Raw genomic sequence first — 14,152 nt, forward strand, 5'->3', positions numbered from 1 at the left:
GCATGATCAAACACTGGATCAACGGCCGCGAGGTCGAAAGCAAAGACACCTTTATCAACTACAACCCGGCCACCGGCGAAGCGATTGGTGAGGTTGCCAGCGGCGGTGCCGAGGAAGTCGCGTTGGCCGTGGCGGCAGCCAAGGAAGCCTTCCCCAAGTGGGCTAATACTCCGGCCAAGGAGCGCGCACGCCTGATGCGCAAGCTCGGTGAATTGATCGAACAGAACGTGCCGCACCTGGCCGAGCTGGAAACCCTCGACACCGGCCTGCCCATCCACCAGACCAAGAACGTGTTGATCCCACGGGCTTCGCACAACTTCGACTTCTTCGCCGAAGTCTGCACGCGCATGGACGGCCACAGCTACCCGGTGGACGACCAGATGCTCAACTACACCCTCTACCAACCGGTAGGCGTGTGCGGGTTGGTGTCGCCGTGGAACGTGCCGTTCATGACCGCCACTTGGAAGACCGCGCCGTGCCTGGCACTGGGTAATACGGCAGTGCTGAAGATGTCGGAACTGTCGCCGCTGACCGCTAATGAACTGGGGCGCCTGGCGGTGGAAGCCGGCATCCCCAACGGCGTGCTCAATGTGATCCAGGGCTATGGCGCCACGGCCGGTGATGCGCTGGTGCGCCACCCGGACGTGCGGGCAATTTCCTTTACCGGCGGCACCGCCACCGGCAAGAAGATCATGCAGACCGCTGGCCTGAAGAAGTACTCCATGGAGCTGGGCGGCAAGTCGCCGGTGCTGATCTTCGAGGACGCCGACCTGGAGCGCGCCCTCGACGCGGCGCTGTTTACCATCTTCTCCCTGAACGGCGAGCGCTGCACCGCCGGCAGCCGGATCTTTATCCAGGAAAGCGTGTACCCGCAGTTCGTCGCCGAATTTGCAGCGCGCGCCAAACGCCTGATCGTCGGTGACCCTCAGGATCCGAAGACCCAAGTCGGTTCGATGATCACCCAGGCGCATTACGACAAGGTCACCGGCTACATCAGGATTGGTCTCGAGGAAGGCGCCACCTTGCTCGCCGGTGGCCTGGAACGCCCGGCCAACCTGCCGGCGCATTTAAGCAAAGGGCAGTTCATCCAGCCGACCGTATTTGCCGATGTGAACAACAAGATGCGCATCGCCCAGGAAGAAATCTTCGGCCCGGTGGTGTGCCTGATCCCGTTCAAGGACGAAGCCGAGGCCCTGCAATTGGCCAACGACACCGAGTACGGCCTGGCCTCCTACATCTGGACCCAGGACATCGGCAAGGCCCATCGCCTGGCGCGCGGGATTGAAGCCGGCATGGTATTTATCAACAGCCAGAACGTGCGCGACCTGCGCCAGCCGTTCGGCGGGGTCAAGGGCTCCGGCACCGGGCGTGAAGGTGGCCAGTACAGCTTTGAAGTGTTTGCCGAGATCAAGAACGTGTGCATTTCCATGGGCAGCCATCACATCCCGCGTTGGGGTGTGTAGTTCGCACATGTTTGCTTTCCTGTGGGAGCCGGGCTTGCCCGCGATGCAATCGACTCGGTACACCTGAGACACCGCGTCGCCTGCATCGCGGGCAAGCCCGGCTCCCACAAGGATCTCGCTGGCCTTACAACAATAACTATTCAGGAGAATCATCATGGGCGAAGTGGTCCTGGCGGCGAAGATCTGCCACGTACCGTCGATGTACCTGTCGGAACTGCCCGGCAAGCATCACGGCTGTCGCGAAGCGGCGATTGCCGGGCATAAGGAAATCGGCCGTCGCGCCCGCGAACTGGGCGCCGACACGGCGGTAGTGTTCGACGTGCACTGGCTGGTCAACAGCGGTTACCACGTCAACTGCGGCGAGCAGTTCCAGGGCACCTACACCAGCAACGAGCTGCCGCACTTCATCAAGAACATGGACTACGCCTACCCCGGTTGCCCCGAGCTGGGCGAATTGATCGCCGCCGAGGCCAACGCGGCCGGCGTGCGCAGCATGGCCCACAACATCCCGAGCCTGGAGCTGGAATACGGCACGCTGGTGCCCATGCGCTACATGCACATGGGGGTGCCGGAGGATGAGACATTCAAGGTCATTTCCATCGCCGCCTGGTGCGCCTGGCATCGCCTGGAAGACAGCTTTGCCTTTGGCGCCGCCGTGCGCCGGGCCATCGAGAAGAGCGACCGCAAGGTGCTGGTGCTGGCCTCCGGCTCACTGTCCCACCGCTTCTCGGATGACCGCCAGGCCGAAGCGAATATCCACAACTGGACCCGCGAGTTCGACAAGCAGATGGACCTGCATGTGGTGGAGATGTGGAAGCAAGGCCGCTTCAAGGAGTTCTGCGCGATGCTGCCGGACTACGCCGAACACTGCTTCGGCGAAGGCAAGATGCACGACACCGCCATGCTCCTGGGGCTGCTCGGTGGGCCGGACTATGCCAAGGCGGCGGAGATCATTACGCCGCCGTTCGGCAGCTCGGGCACCGGCCAGATCAACGCGATTTTCCCGCTGTAAACCTGGGAGAAACCCATGCCGCACTTTATCGCCGAGTACACCGACAACATCGAACAACAGGCCGACCTGCCCGGCCTGTTTGAACAGGTCCACCGCGTGCTGGGAGACAGTGGCGTATTCCCCCTCGGCGGTATCCGCAGCCGTGGCGTGCGCCTGGACACCTGGCGCATGGCCGACGGCAAGCACGACTACGCCTTTGTGCACATGACCCTCAAGGTCGGCCACGGTCGCGACCTGGCCACGCGCCAAGCGGTAGCCGAGGCGTTGTTTGCGGTGATCACCACACACTTCGCCGAGCTGCAGGCGCAACGTTTGCTGGCGCTGTCGTTCGAGATGGTCGAGCTGCACCCGCAGCTGAATTTCAAGCAGAACAATGTGCATGCGTTCCTGAACAACCCGACGGGGTAGATCCCGTCGCTCCCCTCACGGCCTCTCAGACAAAAAGTACAACATCATGAGCACAGCCCAATCGACTGCCAGCCGCGTGCTGGCCGAGCATGACCGCACCCATCGTTCAGTGACCTGGCGCCTGATGCCGCTGTTGCTGGTGTGTTACCTGTTCGCCCATCTGGACCGCATCAACATCGGCTTCGCCAAGATGCAGATGAGCAGCGACCTGCAGTTCAGCGACACGGTGTACGGCTTCGGCGCCGGGTTGTTCTTTATCGCCTACGCGTTGTTTGGCGTGCCGAGCAACATGGCGCTGGACCGCGTCGGCCCACGGCGCTGGATCGCCAGCCTGATGGTGGTGTGGGGCCTGCTGTCCACCGGCATGCTGTGGGTAGACAGTGCCAAGGGCTTCTACGTGCTGCGCTTTCTGCTGGGGGTCGCCGAGGCCGGCTTTTTCCCAGGCATCCTGGTGTTTCTCAACCGCTGGTACCCGGCACGCCGCCGCGCCCAGGTCACCGCGTTGTTTGCCATCGCCGTGCCCATGGCCGGCGTGCTGGGCGGGCCGTTGTCCGGGGCGATCCTCGAACATTTCCATGATGTGGGCGGCCTGCGCGGCTGGCAGTGGATGTTCCTGATCGAGGGCCTGCCGGTGGTGCTGCTGGGGCTGGTGGTGCTCAAGTGGTTGCCGGACGGTTTCGACTCGGTGCACTGGTTGACCGCCGAGCAAAAACTTCAGTTGCACACCCAACTGCGCAGCGAAGAACAGCGCAAGACCATCACCTCGTTCGGCGGCATCCTGCGCGACCCGCAGGTGTGGTTGCTGGTGGCGGTGTATTTCGCGGTGATGCTGGCGGTGAACACCCTGGCGTTCTGGATGCCCACGCTGATCCACGGCGCCGGTATCGGCCGCGACAGCCAGGTCGGCCTACTGAGTGCCGTGCCGTACCTGGCCGGGTGTTTCTTCATGATCGGATGCGGGCGCTCGTCCGATCGCCACCGCGAACGTCGCTGGCACCTGTGCGTGCCGCTGCTGATGGCTGCCGTCGGCATCGCCGTGGCGGGCCTGGCGCCGGGCAACCCGCTGCTGGTGATGGGCGGGTTGGTGGTCGCTGGCATGGGTGCCAGCGCGGCCTTGCCGATGTTCTGGCAACTGCCGCCAGCGTTTCTCTCCAACACCACCCAGGCGGCCGGCATCGCCATGATCAGCTCGTTCGGCAGCGTCGCCGCGTTCCTCGCGCCCTACCTGATCGGCTGGATGCGCGACGCCACCCAGAGCGCCAGCCTGGCGCTGTACGTACTCGCTGCATTTATCGCCCTCGGCGGCCTGCTGGTGCTGCGCACCCACGCCGCCATCGTCAATCCCCTTTAAGGACCGTTGCCATGCTCGACTCCCTGCAAATTCTTGCCGCCGCTGCCCACCTGGACCGCGCCGAACGCAGCCGCGAACAAGTGCGCCAGTTTTCCCTCGACTACCCAGGCATCACCATTGAGGATGCCTACGCGATCCAACGCGCCTGGGTCGCGCAGAAGATTCAAGACGGCCGCACGCTGAAGGGCCACAAGATCGGCCTCACCTCGCGGGCCATGCAGGTTTCGTCAAACATCACCGAACCGGACTACGGCGCCCTGCTCGATGACATGTTCTTCGACGAAGGCAGCGACATTCCCTTCGAACGCTTCATCGTGCCGCGAGTGGAAGTGGAGCTGGCGTTTATCCTCGGCAAACCCCTCAAGGGCCCGAACTGCACGGTGTTCGATGTGCTCGACGCCACCGAATGGGTGATCCCGGCGCTGGAGATCATCGACGCACGCATCCAGCAGGTCGACCCGCACACCAACGCGACGCGCAAGGTCTTTGACACCATCTCCGACAACGCCGCGAATGCCGGCGTGGTGCTGGGCGGCCGTGCCGTGCGCCCCACCGAGATCGACCTGCGCAAAGTGCCGGCGGTGCTGTACCGCAACGGCGTGATCGAGGAATCCGGCGTTTCCGCCGCCGTGCTCAACCACCCGGCCAAAGGCGTGGCCTGGCTGGCGAACAAACTGACACCGTATGACGTAACCCTGCTGCCGGGGCAGATCATCCTCGGCGGCTCGTTTACGCGCCCGGTCGCGGCTCGCCCTGGCGACACCTTCCACGTCGACTACGACCTGCTCGGCTCGATCGCCTGCCGCTTCGTCTGAACCCTGGAGGATTGCCATGGACATGCCCGTCAACCGCTTCAAACAACGCCTGCGCAACGGCGACGTACAGATCGGCCTGTGGCTCGGCATGGCCGACGCCTATTGCGCGGAACTGGCCGCCAATGCCGGTTTCGACTGGCTGCTGATCGACGGCGAACATGCGCCCAACCACCTGCAAGGCATGCTCGCCCAGTTGCAGGCCGTGGCACCCTACCCCAGCCAGGCGCTGATCCGCCCGGTGATCGGAGACAGCGCATTGATCAAGCAACTGCTGGATATCGGCGCCCAGACCCTGCTGGTACCTATGGTCGAAAGTGCCGCCCAGGCCCGCGAACTGGTGCGCGCGATGCGTTATCCACCCCAAGGGATCCGGGGTGTGGGCAGTGCACTAGCGCGGGCTTCACGTTGGAACAGCATCCCTGGCTACCTCGACCAGGCGGATGAACAGATGTGCCTGCTGGTGCAGATCGAAAACCTTGAAGGCCTGGCTAACCTGGATGAGATTGCCGCCGTCGAGGGCGTAGACGGTGTGTTTATAGGCCCGGCGGATTTGAGTGCGTCGATGGGGCATCGCGGCAATCCTGGGCATCCCGAGGTGCAAGCGGCGATTGAAGACGCCATCGGGCGCATCGTGAAGTCGGGCAAGGCGGCAGGCATTCTCAGCGCGGATGAAGGCTTGGCGCGGCGCTACATCGAGCTGGGCGCGACCTTTGTGGCAGTGGGCGTGGATACCACGGTATTGATGCGCGGATTGCAGGCGCTGGCCGGCAAGTTCAAAGGCGTTCCCACGCCAACCCACGCCGGTAGCGTGTATTAACCCCCTGTAGGAGCCCGGTTTGCCGGCGATGGCGATCTTGAAGACGCTATCGCCGGCAAGCCGGGCTTCTACAGGGGGGTGACTCAACGCCTGAGGTTGATGTTCTTCAAGTCATCCAGCAGACCCAACAGGGTCTGCAACTTCTCTTCACCCAACTGATCCTGCAAGCGCTGGTAGTTGGCCTCCATGCATTGGCTCATGGACTCGAAACTCGCCTTGCCCTTGTCGGCCAATGTCACCAGCACCCGGCGCTGGTCCTGCTCGGCTTTGCGCCGGTGCACCATGCCGGCGGTTTCCATGCGCACCAGCACGCCGGTCATGCTCGGCTTGAGGATGCAGGCCAGTTCGGCCAGTTGGTAGATCTCCAACTCACCGTACTGTTCAAGGATGCGGATGATCCGCCATTGCTGTTCGGTCAGGCCGTGTTCGTTCAAGGACGGGCGAAAGAAACTCATCGCGGCTTCGCGGGCTTGCAGCAAGGTCAAGGTCAGGGACTGGCGAGGTTTGAGCATAGGATCAGGGTCACGACGTATTTAGTTAATAATTTAACGAAACTCTAGCATTCCCAGTCCTGGAGCGCGCTATAACTTGTCTATCGCACCGCCCATGGCGCGCAGAATCAAAAGCCTGGGCACGCAGGATCAAGACTTCCACCCCGCCAGGGCCCCTAATGGAGGCATCCGCTTTAGAGCCTTCCTTCACCTTTTCAGGCTGCGCCATGATCAACATCGAAACCCCCACGTATTACACCGCCACCAAGAAATACAACCTCAGCTTCCCGACCCTGGAACAGGACATCGACGCCGATGTGGTGGTGATCGGCGGCGGTTTCTCCGGCATCAACACGGCCCTGGAACTGGCGGAAAAAGGCATCACCAATATCGTCGTGCTTGAGGCACGTTACCTGGGCTTTGGCGGCACCGGCCGCAATGGCGGGCAGATCATGGCGGGGATCGGCCATGACCTTGAGAAGATCAAGAAGGACGTCGGCGAAGACGGCCTGCGCCAGGTGTTCGAGATCAGCGACCTGGGCGCCGACATCATCAAGAGCCGCATCGCCAAGTACAACATCGATGCGGACTTCTGCCACGGCTACGGCTACATGGGTTTCAACGCCCGCCAGGAAAAAACCCTGCGCTCCTGGGAAAAGGACTTCAAGTCGATCAACAGCCAGCACGAGGTCCGCTTTCTCGGCGGTTCCGACGTGCAGCAGATCATTGGTTCCAAAGCCTACAGCAGCGCCCTGCTGCACATGGGCGGCGGGCACGTGCATTCACTGAACCTGTTGCTGGGCGAAGCCACCGCGCTGGCCAGCCATGGCGTGCGGATTTTCGAGAACAGCCCGGCGTTGGAGGTCAGCTACGGCGAGCGCATCACCGTGCGCACCGGACGCGGCTCGGTGCGCGCCAGCAAATTGCTGTGGGCCTGTGACAGTTTTCTCAACAAGCTGGAGCCGGAGCTGCACCGCTCGACCATCAACACCTACGCATTCCAAATGATGACCGAGCCGTTGTCCGAGGAACTGATCCAGCGCATCAGCCCGATTCGCGGGGCCTACAGCGACATCCGCCCGGTCATCGACTACTACCGCGTCACCAATGAAAACCGCCTGCTGTTCGGTGCCGCCACACCGCTGGTGGAGCACATTCCCGGCGACCTCAAGGCGTGGAACCGCAACCTGATGCTGAAGATCTTCCCCTACCTCAAGGACGTGAAGATCGACCTGGCCTGGGGCGGCCCGATGGCGTGCAGCCCCAACCTGTTCCCGCAGATCGGCACCTTGCCAGGGCGCAGCAACGCGTTTTTTGTGCAGGGCTATTCCGGCTTCGGCGTGACCCCCAGCCACATCATCTGCAAGGTCCTGGCCGAAGGCATGAGCGAGGGCTCGGCGCGCTATGACCTGGTCAGCTCGATTCATCGCCCGACCATCCTCGGCAAGGACGCGATCCGGCCCTTGCTGCTGACGGCGGGCAAATCCTGGCACCAACTGTCCGGTTATTGGAACGGGCGCCGCTAACCCACCCCCCTGTAGGAGCGGGCTTGCCCGCGAAAATCGTTAACGATAACGCGGGCATTCCGATTGATCGCGGTGCCATTACGTTTTTCGCGAGCAAGCTCGCTCCTACATTTTGTCCTTATCAGGAGCAATTGCCATGACCCTTACCACCCTCAAACACAACATCCAACTGTCGGAACTCGACCCCTGGGGCACCGTGGCCGACCTCGGTTCGCAGATTCTCGAAGGTGAAGTGCGTGCCTTCGGCAAGATGACCTTCGGCGCGCCCACCGACCCGGTCAGCAGCGCCTATTTCGGCACCACCCAGGGCAAGTTCCGCATGGTCTACCCGTTTGCCGAACAGGCCACGGTGGTCACCGGTGAAGTGCTGCTCACCGACGAGTCCACTGGCCAAACCACGCGCTACAAAAGCGGTGATAGCTGGTTCGTGACCAAGGGCACGCCGGTGCTGTGGGAAGTGCTCAGCGAAAGCTTCGTCAAACACTACTTTGCCGTCGTGTAAGGGAGGCGTTGCCATGACGAGTTCTTCTGACTGGATCACCGTCGGCGCGCTGGCCGACGGTTTCGCCCCGGACGCGTTCATCCTGCCCAACCTCGCCGAATTGGCGGGCCAGACCTTCACCCTGCACTTCGCCAACGGCTGGCAGATCGAACACCGCTTCGAGCAGGAGCGCCTGGCCTGGCATGCTGCCGACGGCCACTCCAGCGGGAGTGCGGCTTACCGCGCCACTTCGATCCGCCCAGGCCTGTACCTGGTGGATTTCATCAAGCATGAGGCCGGGCACAGCTGGTCGATCAGCCTGGTATTGGACACGCCGAACGCCTCATTCACTGCAGTGATCGGACGCCTGCCGGACCAGGCCGAGACCCACGAAGGTCTGTATCACCGCGCCCTCGCCGGTAAACCGCTGACCTCGGTCGAAGTCGACTTCCTCCACGGCAGCCTCGACCGCCCATGGCAGGCCGGCCACTGCCTGCATGCACCGACCGACGAACTGGTCGGCCTGCGTAACCAGTACCGCTACAGCCCCAGCGAAGTCTACGAACACATCTACCTCAACGAGCGCTTCTACGCCTGGCAATGCTTGAAGGGCGTAGAGCAAGGCCTGTGCGACACCGACCGCTGCCATTACTACAAGATCGCCGAGCAGCTGTACCTGTTCGTGTGGCAGGAGAAGATCGTGCCGACTCTCGGCCTGGTGCTGATCGACCTGCAGCAGCACCGCAGCGACGGCAAGATCTTCGGTTATGCGGGCGCGTCCTTCGATGCGCTGTCGAACTTCCCCATCAGCTCGTATTGCCAGGTGCTCAACCGTACGGAGTATCCCGATGACTGAGCCGCGCACGGTGGTGATCACCGGCGCCGGCACAGGGATCGGCGCCGCGTGTGCCCGGTTGTATGCCCAGGAAGGAGCACGCCTGGTGTTGATCGGGCGGCGCCGTGAGCCATTGCAACAGGTCGCGCAGGACACTGGCGGCCTGATCCTGGTGGGCGATGCCGCCTGCCCGCAGACCTGGGACGGGTTTATCCAACAGATCAGCGAGCACTATGGACGCCTCGATGTGCTGCTGGCTTGTGCCGGCGGGCATGGCCTGGGCAGCGCGACCCAAACCAGCCCCGCCACCTGGGAAAGCGCCCTGCGCAGCAACCTGGACAGCGCGTTCTATAGCGCCCGCGCGTGCTTGCCGCTGTTGCAGGAAAGCGCGGGGACTATCGTGCTAATCGGCTCCATCGCCTCTTTGGCGGCGGGGCCCGAGGTGTGCGGCTACACCACGGCCAAACATGCCCTGCTTGGGCTTAATCGCTCGCTGGCGCGGGACTACGGACCGCACGGTGTGCGAGTGAATGCGGTGTGTCCCGGCTGGGTGCGCACGCCCATGGCCGACGCGGAAATGCAGCCGTTGATGGACGCCTATGGCGACACCTTGCAGCAAGCCTATGACCGGGTCTGCGCCGACGTGCCGCTACGCCGTGCGGCCAGTGCCGAAGAGATCGCCACGGTATGTCGTTTCCTGGCCTCCGATGATGCGTCGATCATTACCGGGGCGACGTTGGTAGCAGACGGCGGTTCAAGCATTGTCGATGTACCCACACTGGCGTTCGCTCACTTGGAGAATGCCCATGCGTGACCTGGATTTCAGCGGGCAAGTGGTGCTGGTCACGGGCGGCGCCCAGGGCATTGGCCGAGGCATCGTCGAGGCGTTTGCCCTGCGTGGCGCGCAGGTGGTGATTGCTGATCGGCAGTTGGAACAGGCTCAGGCCGTGGCGACTGAGTTATGCGCGCAGGGCTATCGGGTTGAAGCAGTAGGCGTCGACCTGGCCGAATCACAGGCGGCGTTCGAGTGCGTTCAAGGGTTGCCACAACTGGATATCCTGGTACACAACGCCGGGTATTTTCCGCTGACGGCCTTTGAAGACATCACTCCGGACATCCTGCAACGCACCCTGGCGGTCAACCTGTCGGCGCTGTTCTGGCTGACCCAGGCGGCCTTGCCGGCGTTTCGCGAACAGGGCCGGGGCTGCGTGCTGGTGACCTCCTCGGTGACCGGCAACCGCGTCGGTTATCCGGGCCTCAGCCATTACGCGGCGTCCAAGGCCGGGGTCAACGGGTTTATCCGCAATGCCGCGCTGGAACTGGCGCCGTTGAAGGTGCGGGTCAATGGCGTGGAGCCGGGCATGATCGCTACGCCGGCAATGGGCAACCTGGGTGATGCCGCGCTGAATGACACTATCGCCAGCCGTGTGCCTCTTGGGCGTTTGGGTGCGGCGGCGGATATCGCCGGAGCCATGTTGTTCCTGGCCTCCGATCTCGCCAGCTACATCACCGGGCAAACCCTGATGGTGGACGGTGGCTCCACCCTCCCCGAAGTCTGAACCTCGACTCGGTCCAAATGTGGGAGGGGGCTTGCCCCCGATAACAGTGTGTCAGTCACCGCAAGCTTGGCTGAACCACCGCTATCGGGGGCAAGCCCCCTCCCACATTAGATCTTGTTTGTTCTGAAACCCTGTTCATGCCCCCACAGCCTGCATCCGGCTCGAGCGGAAATCCTTGGGCGACACCTCGAATTGCTTCTTGAACGACCGGCTGAAATGCGCCGAATCGGTAAAACCCCACTTGTAGGCAATCGAGGTGATCGACTCGCTGCGCAGGAACGGGTTGGTCAAGTCATCCGCACTGCGTTTGAGCCGCGCGCGCTGGATGTAGCGGCAGACGCTGTCGTCCTGCTCTTCGAACAAGCGGTACAGGTGGCGAACCGAGATATTCAGCCGATTGGCCAGCCCGATCGGGCTGAGGCCAGGCTGGCTCAGGGACTCATCGATGACCTTCTGCACGTAGCTGCGCAGGTTGTTGCCCTGCAACAGCGCCAGGCCCTCGCGACATTCGTCGCCCTGCTCCAGGGCCGAGCCCAGCAGCGACACGAAAGCGCTTTGCAGCGCCTCCACTTCACCTGCGCCGTCTTCGGTGTCGTCCTTGCAGAGTTGGTCCATCAGCACATGCAGCATGCGCCCGCAGGCCTTGGTCGAGGAGATCTTGCCGAAGGCGCGTGCGTCGCCGCCCAGGTGCTTGCACACCTGCGGGCGTGACAGTGACAGGGAGGCGTGTTCGATGAGGCCGAAGGGGGTGATTTCGATGGAGCCTACCGAGTCCATCAGCAGCATTTCGCCAGGGGCCAGTTGCAGGGTCTGGCCGTTCTGTACGATCTGCGAGTAGCCGCTGCGCTGGCTGACCAGGAAGCAATCCTGGTCGTTGTCGTGGTCGGCATGGTGCGCCGGGCGTTTGATCAGCCCGGCATTGGTGCGCAGGATCGCGACGCCGCGTGGCAGGTCTTTGATCTCGCCGATGAACAGTGAGCGGTTGAATGCCAGTTCGGTGTCGAAGTAACCGCACGCGGCGCGTAGGTCGCGGTTCCAGGTGTCCAGCCCGTCGTGTGCATGCTGTGGGATGCTCATGGGGTGTCTCCGCAAAGGATTCTTTTTGTTGTTCTGGCGCAATAGTTAACATGTTATCTATATACACGCAACAACAACCTGTTTGCCCTTTGCAGAAGCACTAATGATGCCAATCAGAGGTTCGACAACACGCGATTCAATCCGACCAGCGCCGCGAGCAAGTGACTGCGTTGCGCAGGACTCAAGGCGATGTAGCGTCGAAAGGCCGGTAAACGATTGACCACTTCACTGCCGCCCATGTGCTCCAGGCGCACGCACCATTGCTGACCTTGCAGCTCGATGCGCAGGCGCTTGAAATCCAGTGGCATTAGCGCTTGGAACAATGCGGTGTCAGCCAGTAATCGTGCCTGTATTTCACGGCACAGGGCCTGGTTACCGGAGCGGCGCCGTACACGGATGCCAGTGCGTCGAATCGCGCCGCCATGGTGCACGTCGAAGCTCGCTGTGCCTCCTGTCGCAGCAGGCACACGCAGAACAAACTCAGTCAACACCAGGTGCATCAACAACTGCGACTCGGTGCGTTCGACAATCTCGAACGCCACGCCGTCCACTTCAAGTGTCGCCAACCCGAGGTTGCGCCGCAGGTGCGCCAGGGTCACTCCCGGTCGATAGCCTGCCGGCGCGCGCTCGGCGCGAAACAGTTCAAACAGTCTTTGCCGCAAAATCGCCATAACGCTCATCGGCCAGCTCCGGTTGATGACTGAATTCCTTTGCCAACACGTCCTCCACGGAGGCCGGCTTGAAAGGGTTGACCTTCTGCACCCCCAGGGTCCAGAACAGCGCGTACGCGGCGGTGCCGCCCAACATCACACCGAACGGTACGTAGATGTCCGCCGGGTTCATGCCCGGTGGCGTGATGAACCACATGCCCAGCAGGATGCCGATGCTCGACACAATCTGTGGCAGCGGGAACCACGGCGAGCGATACGCCCGTGGCAGGTCCGGCCGACGGATGCGCAGGCTCACCACCGAGATCGTCACCAGCAGGTAGGCAAAGCTCCACGCGCACACCGCCGCCAGCACCAGGTGCATGATGTTGTCGGTGTTGCCGCCCAGGTACAGCGCGTGCAGGCAAGGAATCAGCATCGCCACCAGGATGCACAACAGCGGCGTCTTGAAGCGTGGGTGCAGGTAGGTGAAGACGTTGGGCAACGCCCCATCCACCGCCATGCCGTAGAGAATGCGTGGCACGCCGGCCATCAAGGTGTTGATGGTGGCCGCGCCGGCAAACAGGAAGCCGATGCCCAGCCACAGTGGGCCGATTTGGCCCATCACCTGCTCGGCGAATTTGGGGATGGCCATGGGTGTGTCCAGCAGGTGCACGCCAGAGGCGGCATCGAGTACCACGTTTTCTACTTGGCGTTTCATTGCAGCGCCGTAGATGAACATGCACGTGGCCACACCCATCAGCCCCAACATCATGGCGCGCGGCATCACCTTGGCCGAGTGGCGCAGGTCTGGCGCCAGCGGTGTGACGAATTCGCAGCCGACAAACATGAACATCGCCATGCCCACCAACGACAGCACGGTGATCAGGTCGGTGCCCACCAGCGACTCACCGAACCAGCCGTCCAACTGCACAGCGGGCGCGGCGATCAGGCCCAGTACGCCGAACACCATCAAGGTGGTCCACATGCCAAAGGTGAGGATGATTTCCGCACGGCCAAACGCGCTGACACCAAACGCGTTAAGCACACCGAAGACGATCACGAAGCCGACGCCCAGCAACCACGAACCACCGGCCGATTCCGCCAAGGTGTTGAGGTGCTCGAAGTTCACCAGGGCCATGACCCCGGACAGGATAGTTTCGGCGGTGCCGGCGAACACATGCACGATCAGGTAGGCCGACAAGGTGCCGGTGATCGCGAAAAACCGCCCCATGCCGCAGTTGATGTAGTCGTACACCGAGCCGGTGGTGGGCAGGATCGAGGCGGCCTCGGCGAAGGTGGTGGCCTGGGCCAGCATCATCACCACGGCGATCAGCATCGCCAAGGCAAACGCACTGCCGCCAATGCCGAAGCCCATGGTGGCGGTGAGAATCACCGGGCTGGCCATGATCAGGCCAATGGTGCTGGCCAAGGCGGTGGGGAGACCTACCGTGCCTCGGTTGAGGTGCGCGGTGAGTCGGTCGTTGATCGACATGATGGGGTCCTCGAAAGCGGTTTTTTTTAATGTGTCAGCACTCTGCGCCCCACTCGAGTTGATCGTCTTGCCCCTGTCTGCCGCCGGTTTTGTTGCTCCCTGCCACAGCGTAGGGCGTGGCGGCCTGGGTCAATTCCTTGGCACGCAGAGAAAAGACTTCGCCCCCCGCGCTCGC

Annotated in this window: 15 protein-coding genes; 11 read left to right on the forward strand and 4 right to left on the reverse strand. The window is 62.6% G+C overall.

Annotated elements, in window-relative coordinates:
• The first annotated feature begins 2 nt into the window (after positions 1 to 2).
• The 6 genes from hpaE (at position 3) to hpaI (ending at position 5,866) form a co-directional block, all read left to right on the forward strand.
• Positions 3 to 1,463: a 5-carboxymethyl-2-hydroxymuconate semialdehyde dehydrogenase gene (gene hpaE / locus U367_RS0111285; RefSeq protein ID WP_028617028.1), complete on the forward strand. Its 1,461-nt coding sequence runs from the start codon at positions 3 to 5 to the stop codon at positions 1,461 to 1,463.
• Positions 1,464 to 1,617: 154 nt separating this feature from the next.
• Positions 1,618 to 2,475 carry a 3,4-dihydroxyphenylacetate 2,3-dioxygenase gene (gene hpaD / locus U367_RS0111290; RefSeq protein WP_028617029.1) on the forward strand — a complete coding sequence of 286 codons (858 nt, stop codon included), beginning with the start codon at positions 1,618 to 1,620 and terminating at the stop codon, positions 2,473 to 2,475.
• A 15-nt stretch (positions 2,476 to 2,490) separates the two neighbouring features.
• Positions 2,491 to 2,883: a tautomerase family protein gene (locus U367_RS0111295; RefSeq protein ID WP_028617030.1), complete on the forward strand. Its 393-nt coding sequence runs from the start codon at positions 2,491 to 2,493 to the stop codon at positions 2,881 to 2,883.
• 46 nt (positions 2,884 to 2,929) lie between these two features.
• Complete coding sequence (locus U367_RS0111300; RefSeq protein WP_028617031.1) at positions 2,930 to 4,234, forward strand: MFS transporter; 1,305 nt, start codon at positions 2,930 to 2,932, stop codon at positions 4,232 to 4,234.
• A gap of 11 nt (positions 4,235 to 4,245) precedes the next feature.
• A complete protein-coding gene (gene hpaH, locus U367_RS0111305; protein WP_028617032.1) occupies positions 4,246 to 5,049 on the forward strand; it encodes a 2-oxo-hept-4-ene-1,7-dioate hydratase in 804 nt (267 codons plus the stop codon).
• Positions 5,050 to 5,065: 16 nt separating this feature from the next.
• Positions 5,066 to 5,866: a 4-hydroxy-2-oxoheptanedioate aldolase gene (gene hpaI / locus U367_RS0111310; protein ID WP_028617033.1), complete on the forward strand. Its 801-nt coding sequence runs from the start codon at positions 5,066 to 5,068 to the stop codon at positions 5,864 to 5,866.
• Between the two features lie 83 nt (positions 5,867 to 5,949).
• Here hpaI and hpaR read toward each other — a convergent pair whose 3' ends face one another.
• Positions 5,950 to 6,378 (reverse strand): homoprotocatechuate degradation operon regulator HpaR, encoded by a 429-nt coding sequence (gene hpaR / locus U367_RS0111315; RefSeq protein WP_028617034.1) that lies wholly within the window; start codon positions 6,376 to 6,378, stop codon positions 5,950 to 5,952.
• A gap of 206 nt (positions 6,379 to 6,584) precedes the next feature.
• Between hpaR and U367_RS0111320 the strand changes: the two genes are divergently transcribed.
• From U367_RS0111320 to U367_RS0111340, 5 genes are all read left to right on the forward strand, one after another.
• Positions 6,585 to 7,883, forward strand: coding sequence for an NAD(P)/FAD-dependent oxidoreductase (locus U367_RS0111320; RefSeq protein ID WP_028617035.1), 1,299 nt, complete (start codon positions 6,585 to 6,587; stop codon positions 7,881 to 7,883).
• A gap of 136 nt (positions 7,884 to 8,019) precedes the next feature.
• A complete protein-coding gene (locus U367_RS0111325; protein ID WP_028617036.1) occupies positions 8,020 to 8,385 on the forward strand; it encodes a cupin domain-containing protein in 366 nt (121 codons plus the stop codon).
• Between the two features lie 13 nt (positions 8,386 to 8,398).
• Positions 8,399 to 9,220 (forward strand): molybdenum cofactor biosynthesis F family protein, encoded by an 822-nt coding sequence (locus tag U367_RS0111330; protein ID WP_028617037.1) that lies wholly within the window; start codon positions 8,399 to 8,401, stop codon positions 9,218 to 9,220.
• Entirely contained in the window at positions 9,213 to 10,013 is an 801-nt protein-coding gene (locus U367_RS0111335) for an SDR family NAD(P)-dependent oxidoreductase (protein WP_028617038.1), read from the forward strand. The genes U367_RS0111330 and U367_RS0111335 overlap by 8 nt, the downstream gene beginning before the upstream one ends.
• Positions 10,006 to 10,758: an SDR family oxidoreductase gene (locus U367_RS0111340; protein ID WP_394365126.1), complete on the forward strand. Its 753-nt coding sequence runs from the start codon at positions 10,006 to 10,008 to the stop codon at positions 10,756 to 10,758. The genes U367_RS0111335 and U367_RS0111340 overlap by 8 nt, the downstream gene beginning before the upstream one ends.
• A gap of 135 nt (positions 10,759 to 10,893) precedes the next feature.
• Here the strand turns inward: U367_RS0111340 and feaR are convergent, their stop codons facing one another.
• The 3 genes from feaR to U367_RS0111355 all read right to left on the reverse strand — a co-directional run bounded on the left by feaR (position 10,894) and on the right by U367_RS0111355 (position 13,977).
• Positions 10,894 to 11,835, reverse strand: a complete 942-nt coding sequence (gene feaR, locus U367_RS0111345; protein WP_028617040.1) for a transcriptional regulator FeaR — start codon at positions 11,833 to 11,835, stop codon at positions 10,894 to 10,896.
• Positions 11,836 to 11,948: 113 nt separating this feature from the next.
• Positions 11,949 to 12,515, reverse strand: coding sequence for a DUF3156 family protein (locus U367_RS0111350; protein ID WP_028617041.1), 567 nt, complete (start codon positions 12,513 to 12,515; stop codon positions 11,949 to 11,951).
• Positions 12,478 to 13,977, reverse strand: coding sequence for an APC family permease (locus tag U367_RS0111355; protein WP_028617042.1), 1,500 nt, complete (start codon positions 13,975 to 13,977; stop codon positions 12,478 to 12,480). Before U367_RS0111355 ends, U367_RS0111350 begins: the two co-directional genes overlap by 38 nt.
• Positions 13,978 to 14,152 lie beyond the last annotated feature (175 nt).

It is taken from the genome of Pseudomonas canadensis, assembly GCF_000503215.1.
In the GTDB taxonomy this organism is placed as follows: Bacteria; Pseudomonadota; Gammaproteobacteria; order Pseudomonadales; family Pseudomonadaceae; genus Aquipseudomonas; species Aquipseudomonas canadensis.

Coding starts and splice junctions, on each gene's coding strand:
- feaR (WP_028617040.1), bottom strand. CDS start 11,835: ATGAGCATCCCACAGCATGCACACGACGGGCTGGACACCTGGAACCGC.
- hpaD (WP_028617029.1), top strand. CDS start 1,618: ATGGGCGAAGTGGTCCTGGCGGCGAAGATCTGCCACGTACCGTCGATG.
- U367_RS0111340 (WP_394365126.1), top strand. CDS start 10,006: ATGCGTGACCTGGATTTCAGCGGGCAAGTGGTGCTGGTCACGGGCGGC.
- U367_RS0111330 (WP_028617037.1), top strand. CDS start 8,399: ATGACGAGTTCTTCTGACTGGATCACCGTCGGCGCGCTGGCCGACGGT.
- hpaE (WP_028617028.1), top strand. CDS start 3: ATGATCAAACACTGGATCAACGGCCGCGAGGTCGAAAGCAAAGACACC.
- hpaH (WP_028617032.1), top strand. CDS start 4,246: ATGCTCGACTCCCTGCAAATTCTTGCCGCCGCTGCCCACCTGGACCGC.
- hpaR (WP_028617034.1), bottom strand. CDS start 6,378: ATGCTCAAACCTCGCCAGTCCCTGACCTTGACCTTGCTGCAAGCCCGC.
- U367_RS0111320 (WP_028617035.1), top strand. CDS start 6,585: ATGATCAACATCGAAACCCCCACGTATTACACCGCCACCAAGAAATAC.
- U367_RS0111355 (WP_028617042.1), bottom strand. CDS start 13,977: ATGTCGATCAACGACCGACTCACCGCGCACCTCAACCGAGGCACGGTA.
- U367_RS0111300 (WP_028617031.1), top strand. CDS start 2,930: ATGAGCACAGCCCAATCGACTGCCAGCCGCGTGCTGGCCGAGCATGAC.
- U367_RS0111295 (WP_028617030.1), top strand. CDS start 2,491: ATGCCGCACTTTATCGCCGAGTACACCGACAACATCGAACAACAGGCC.
- U367_RS0111350 (WP_028617041.1), bottom strand. CDS start 12,515: ATGAGCGTTATGGCGATTTTGCGGCAAAGACTGTTTGAACTGTTTCGC.
- hpaI (WP_028617033.1), top strand. CDS start 5,066: ATGGACATGCCCGTCAACCGCTTCAAACAACGCCTGCGCAACGGCGAC.
- U367_RS0111325 (WP_028617036.1), top strand. CDS start 8,020: ATGACCCTTACCACCCTCAAACACAACATCCAACTGTCGGAACTCGAC.
- U367_RS0111335 (WP_028617038.1), top strand. CDS start 9,213: ATGACTGAGCCGCGCACGGTGGTGATCACCGGCGCCGGCACAGGGATC.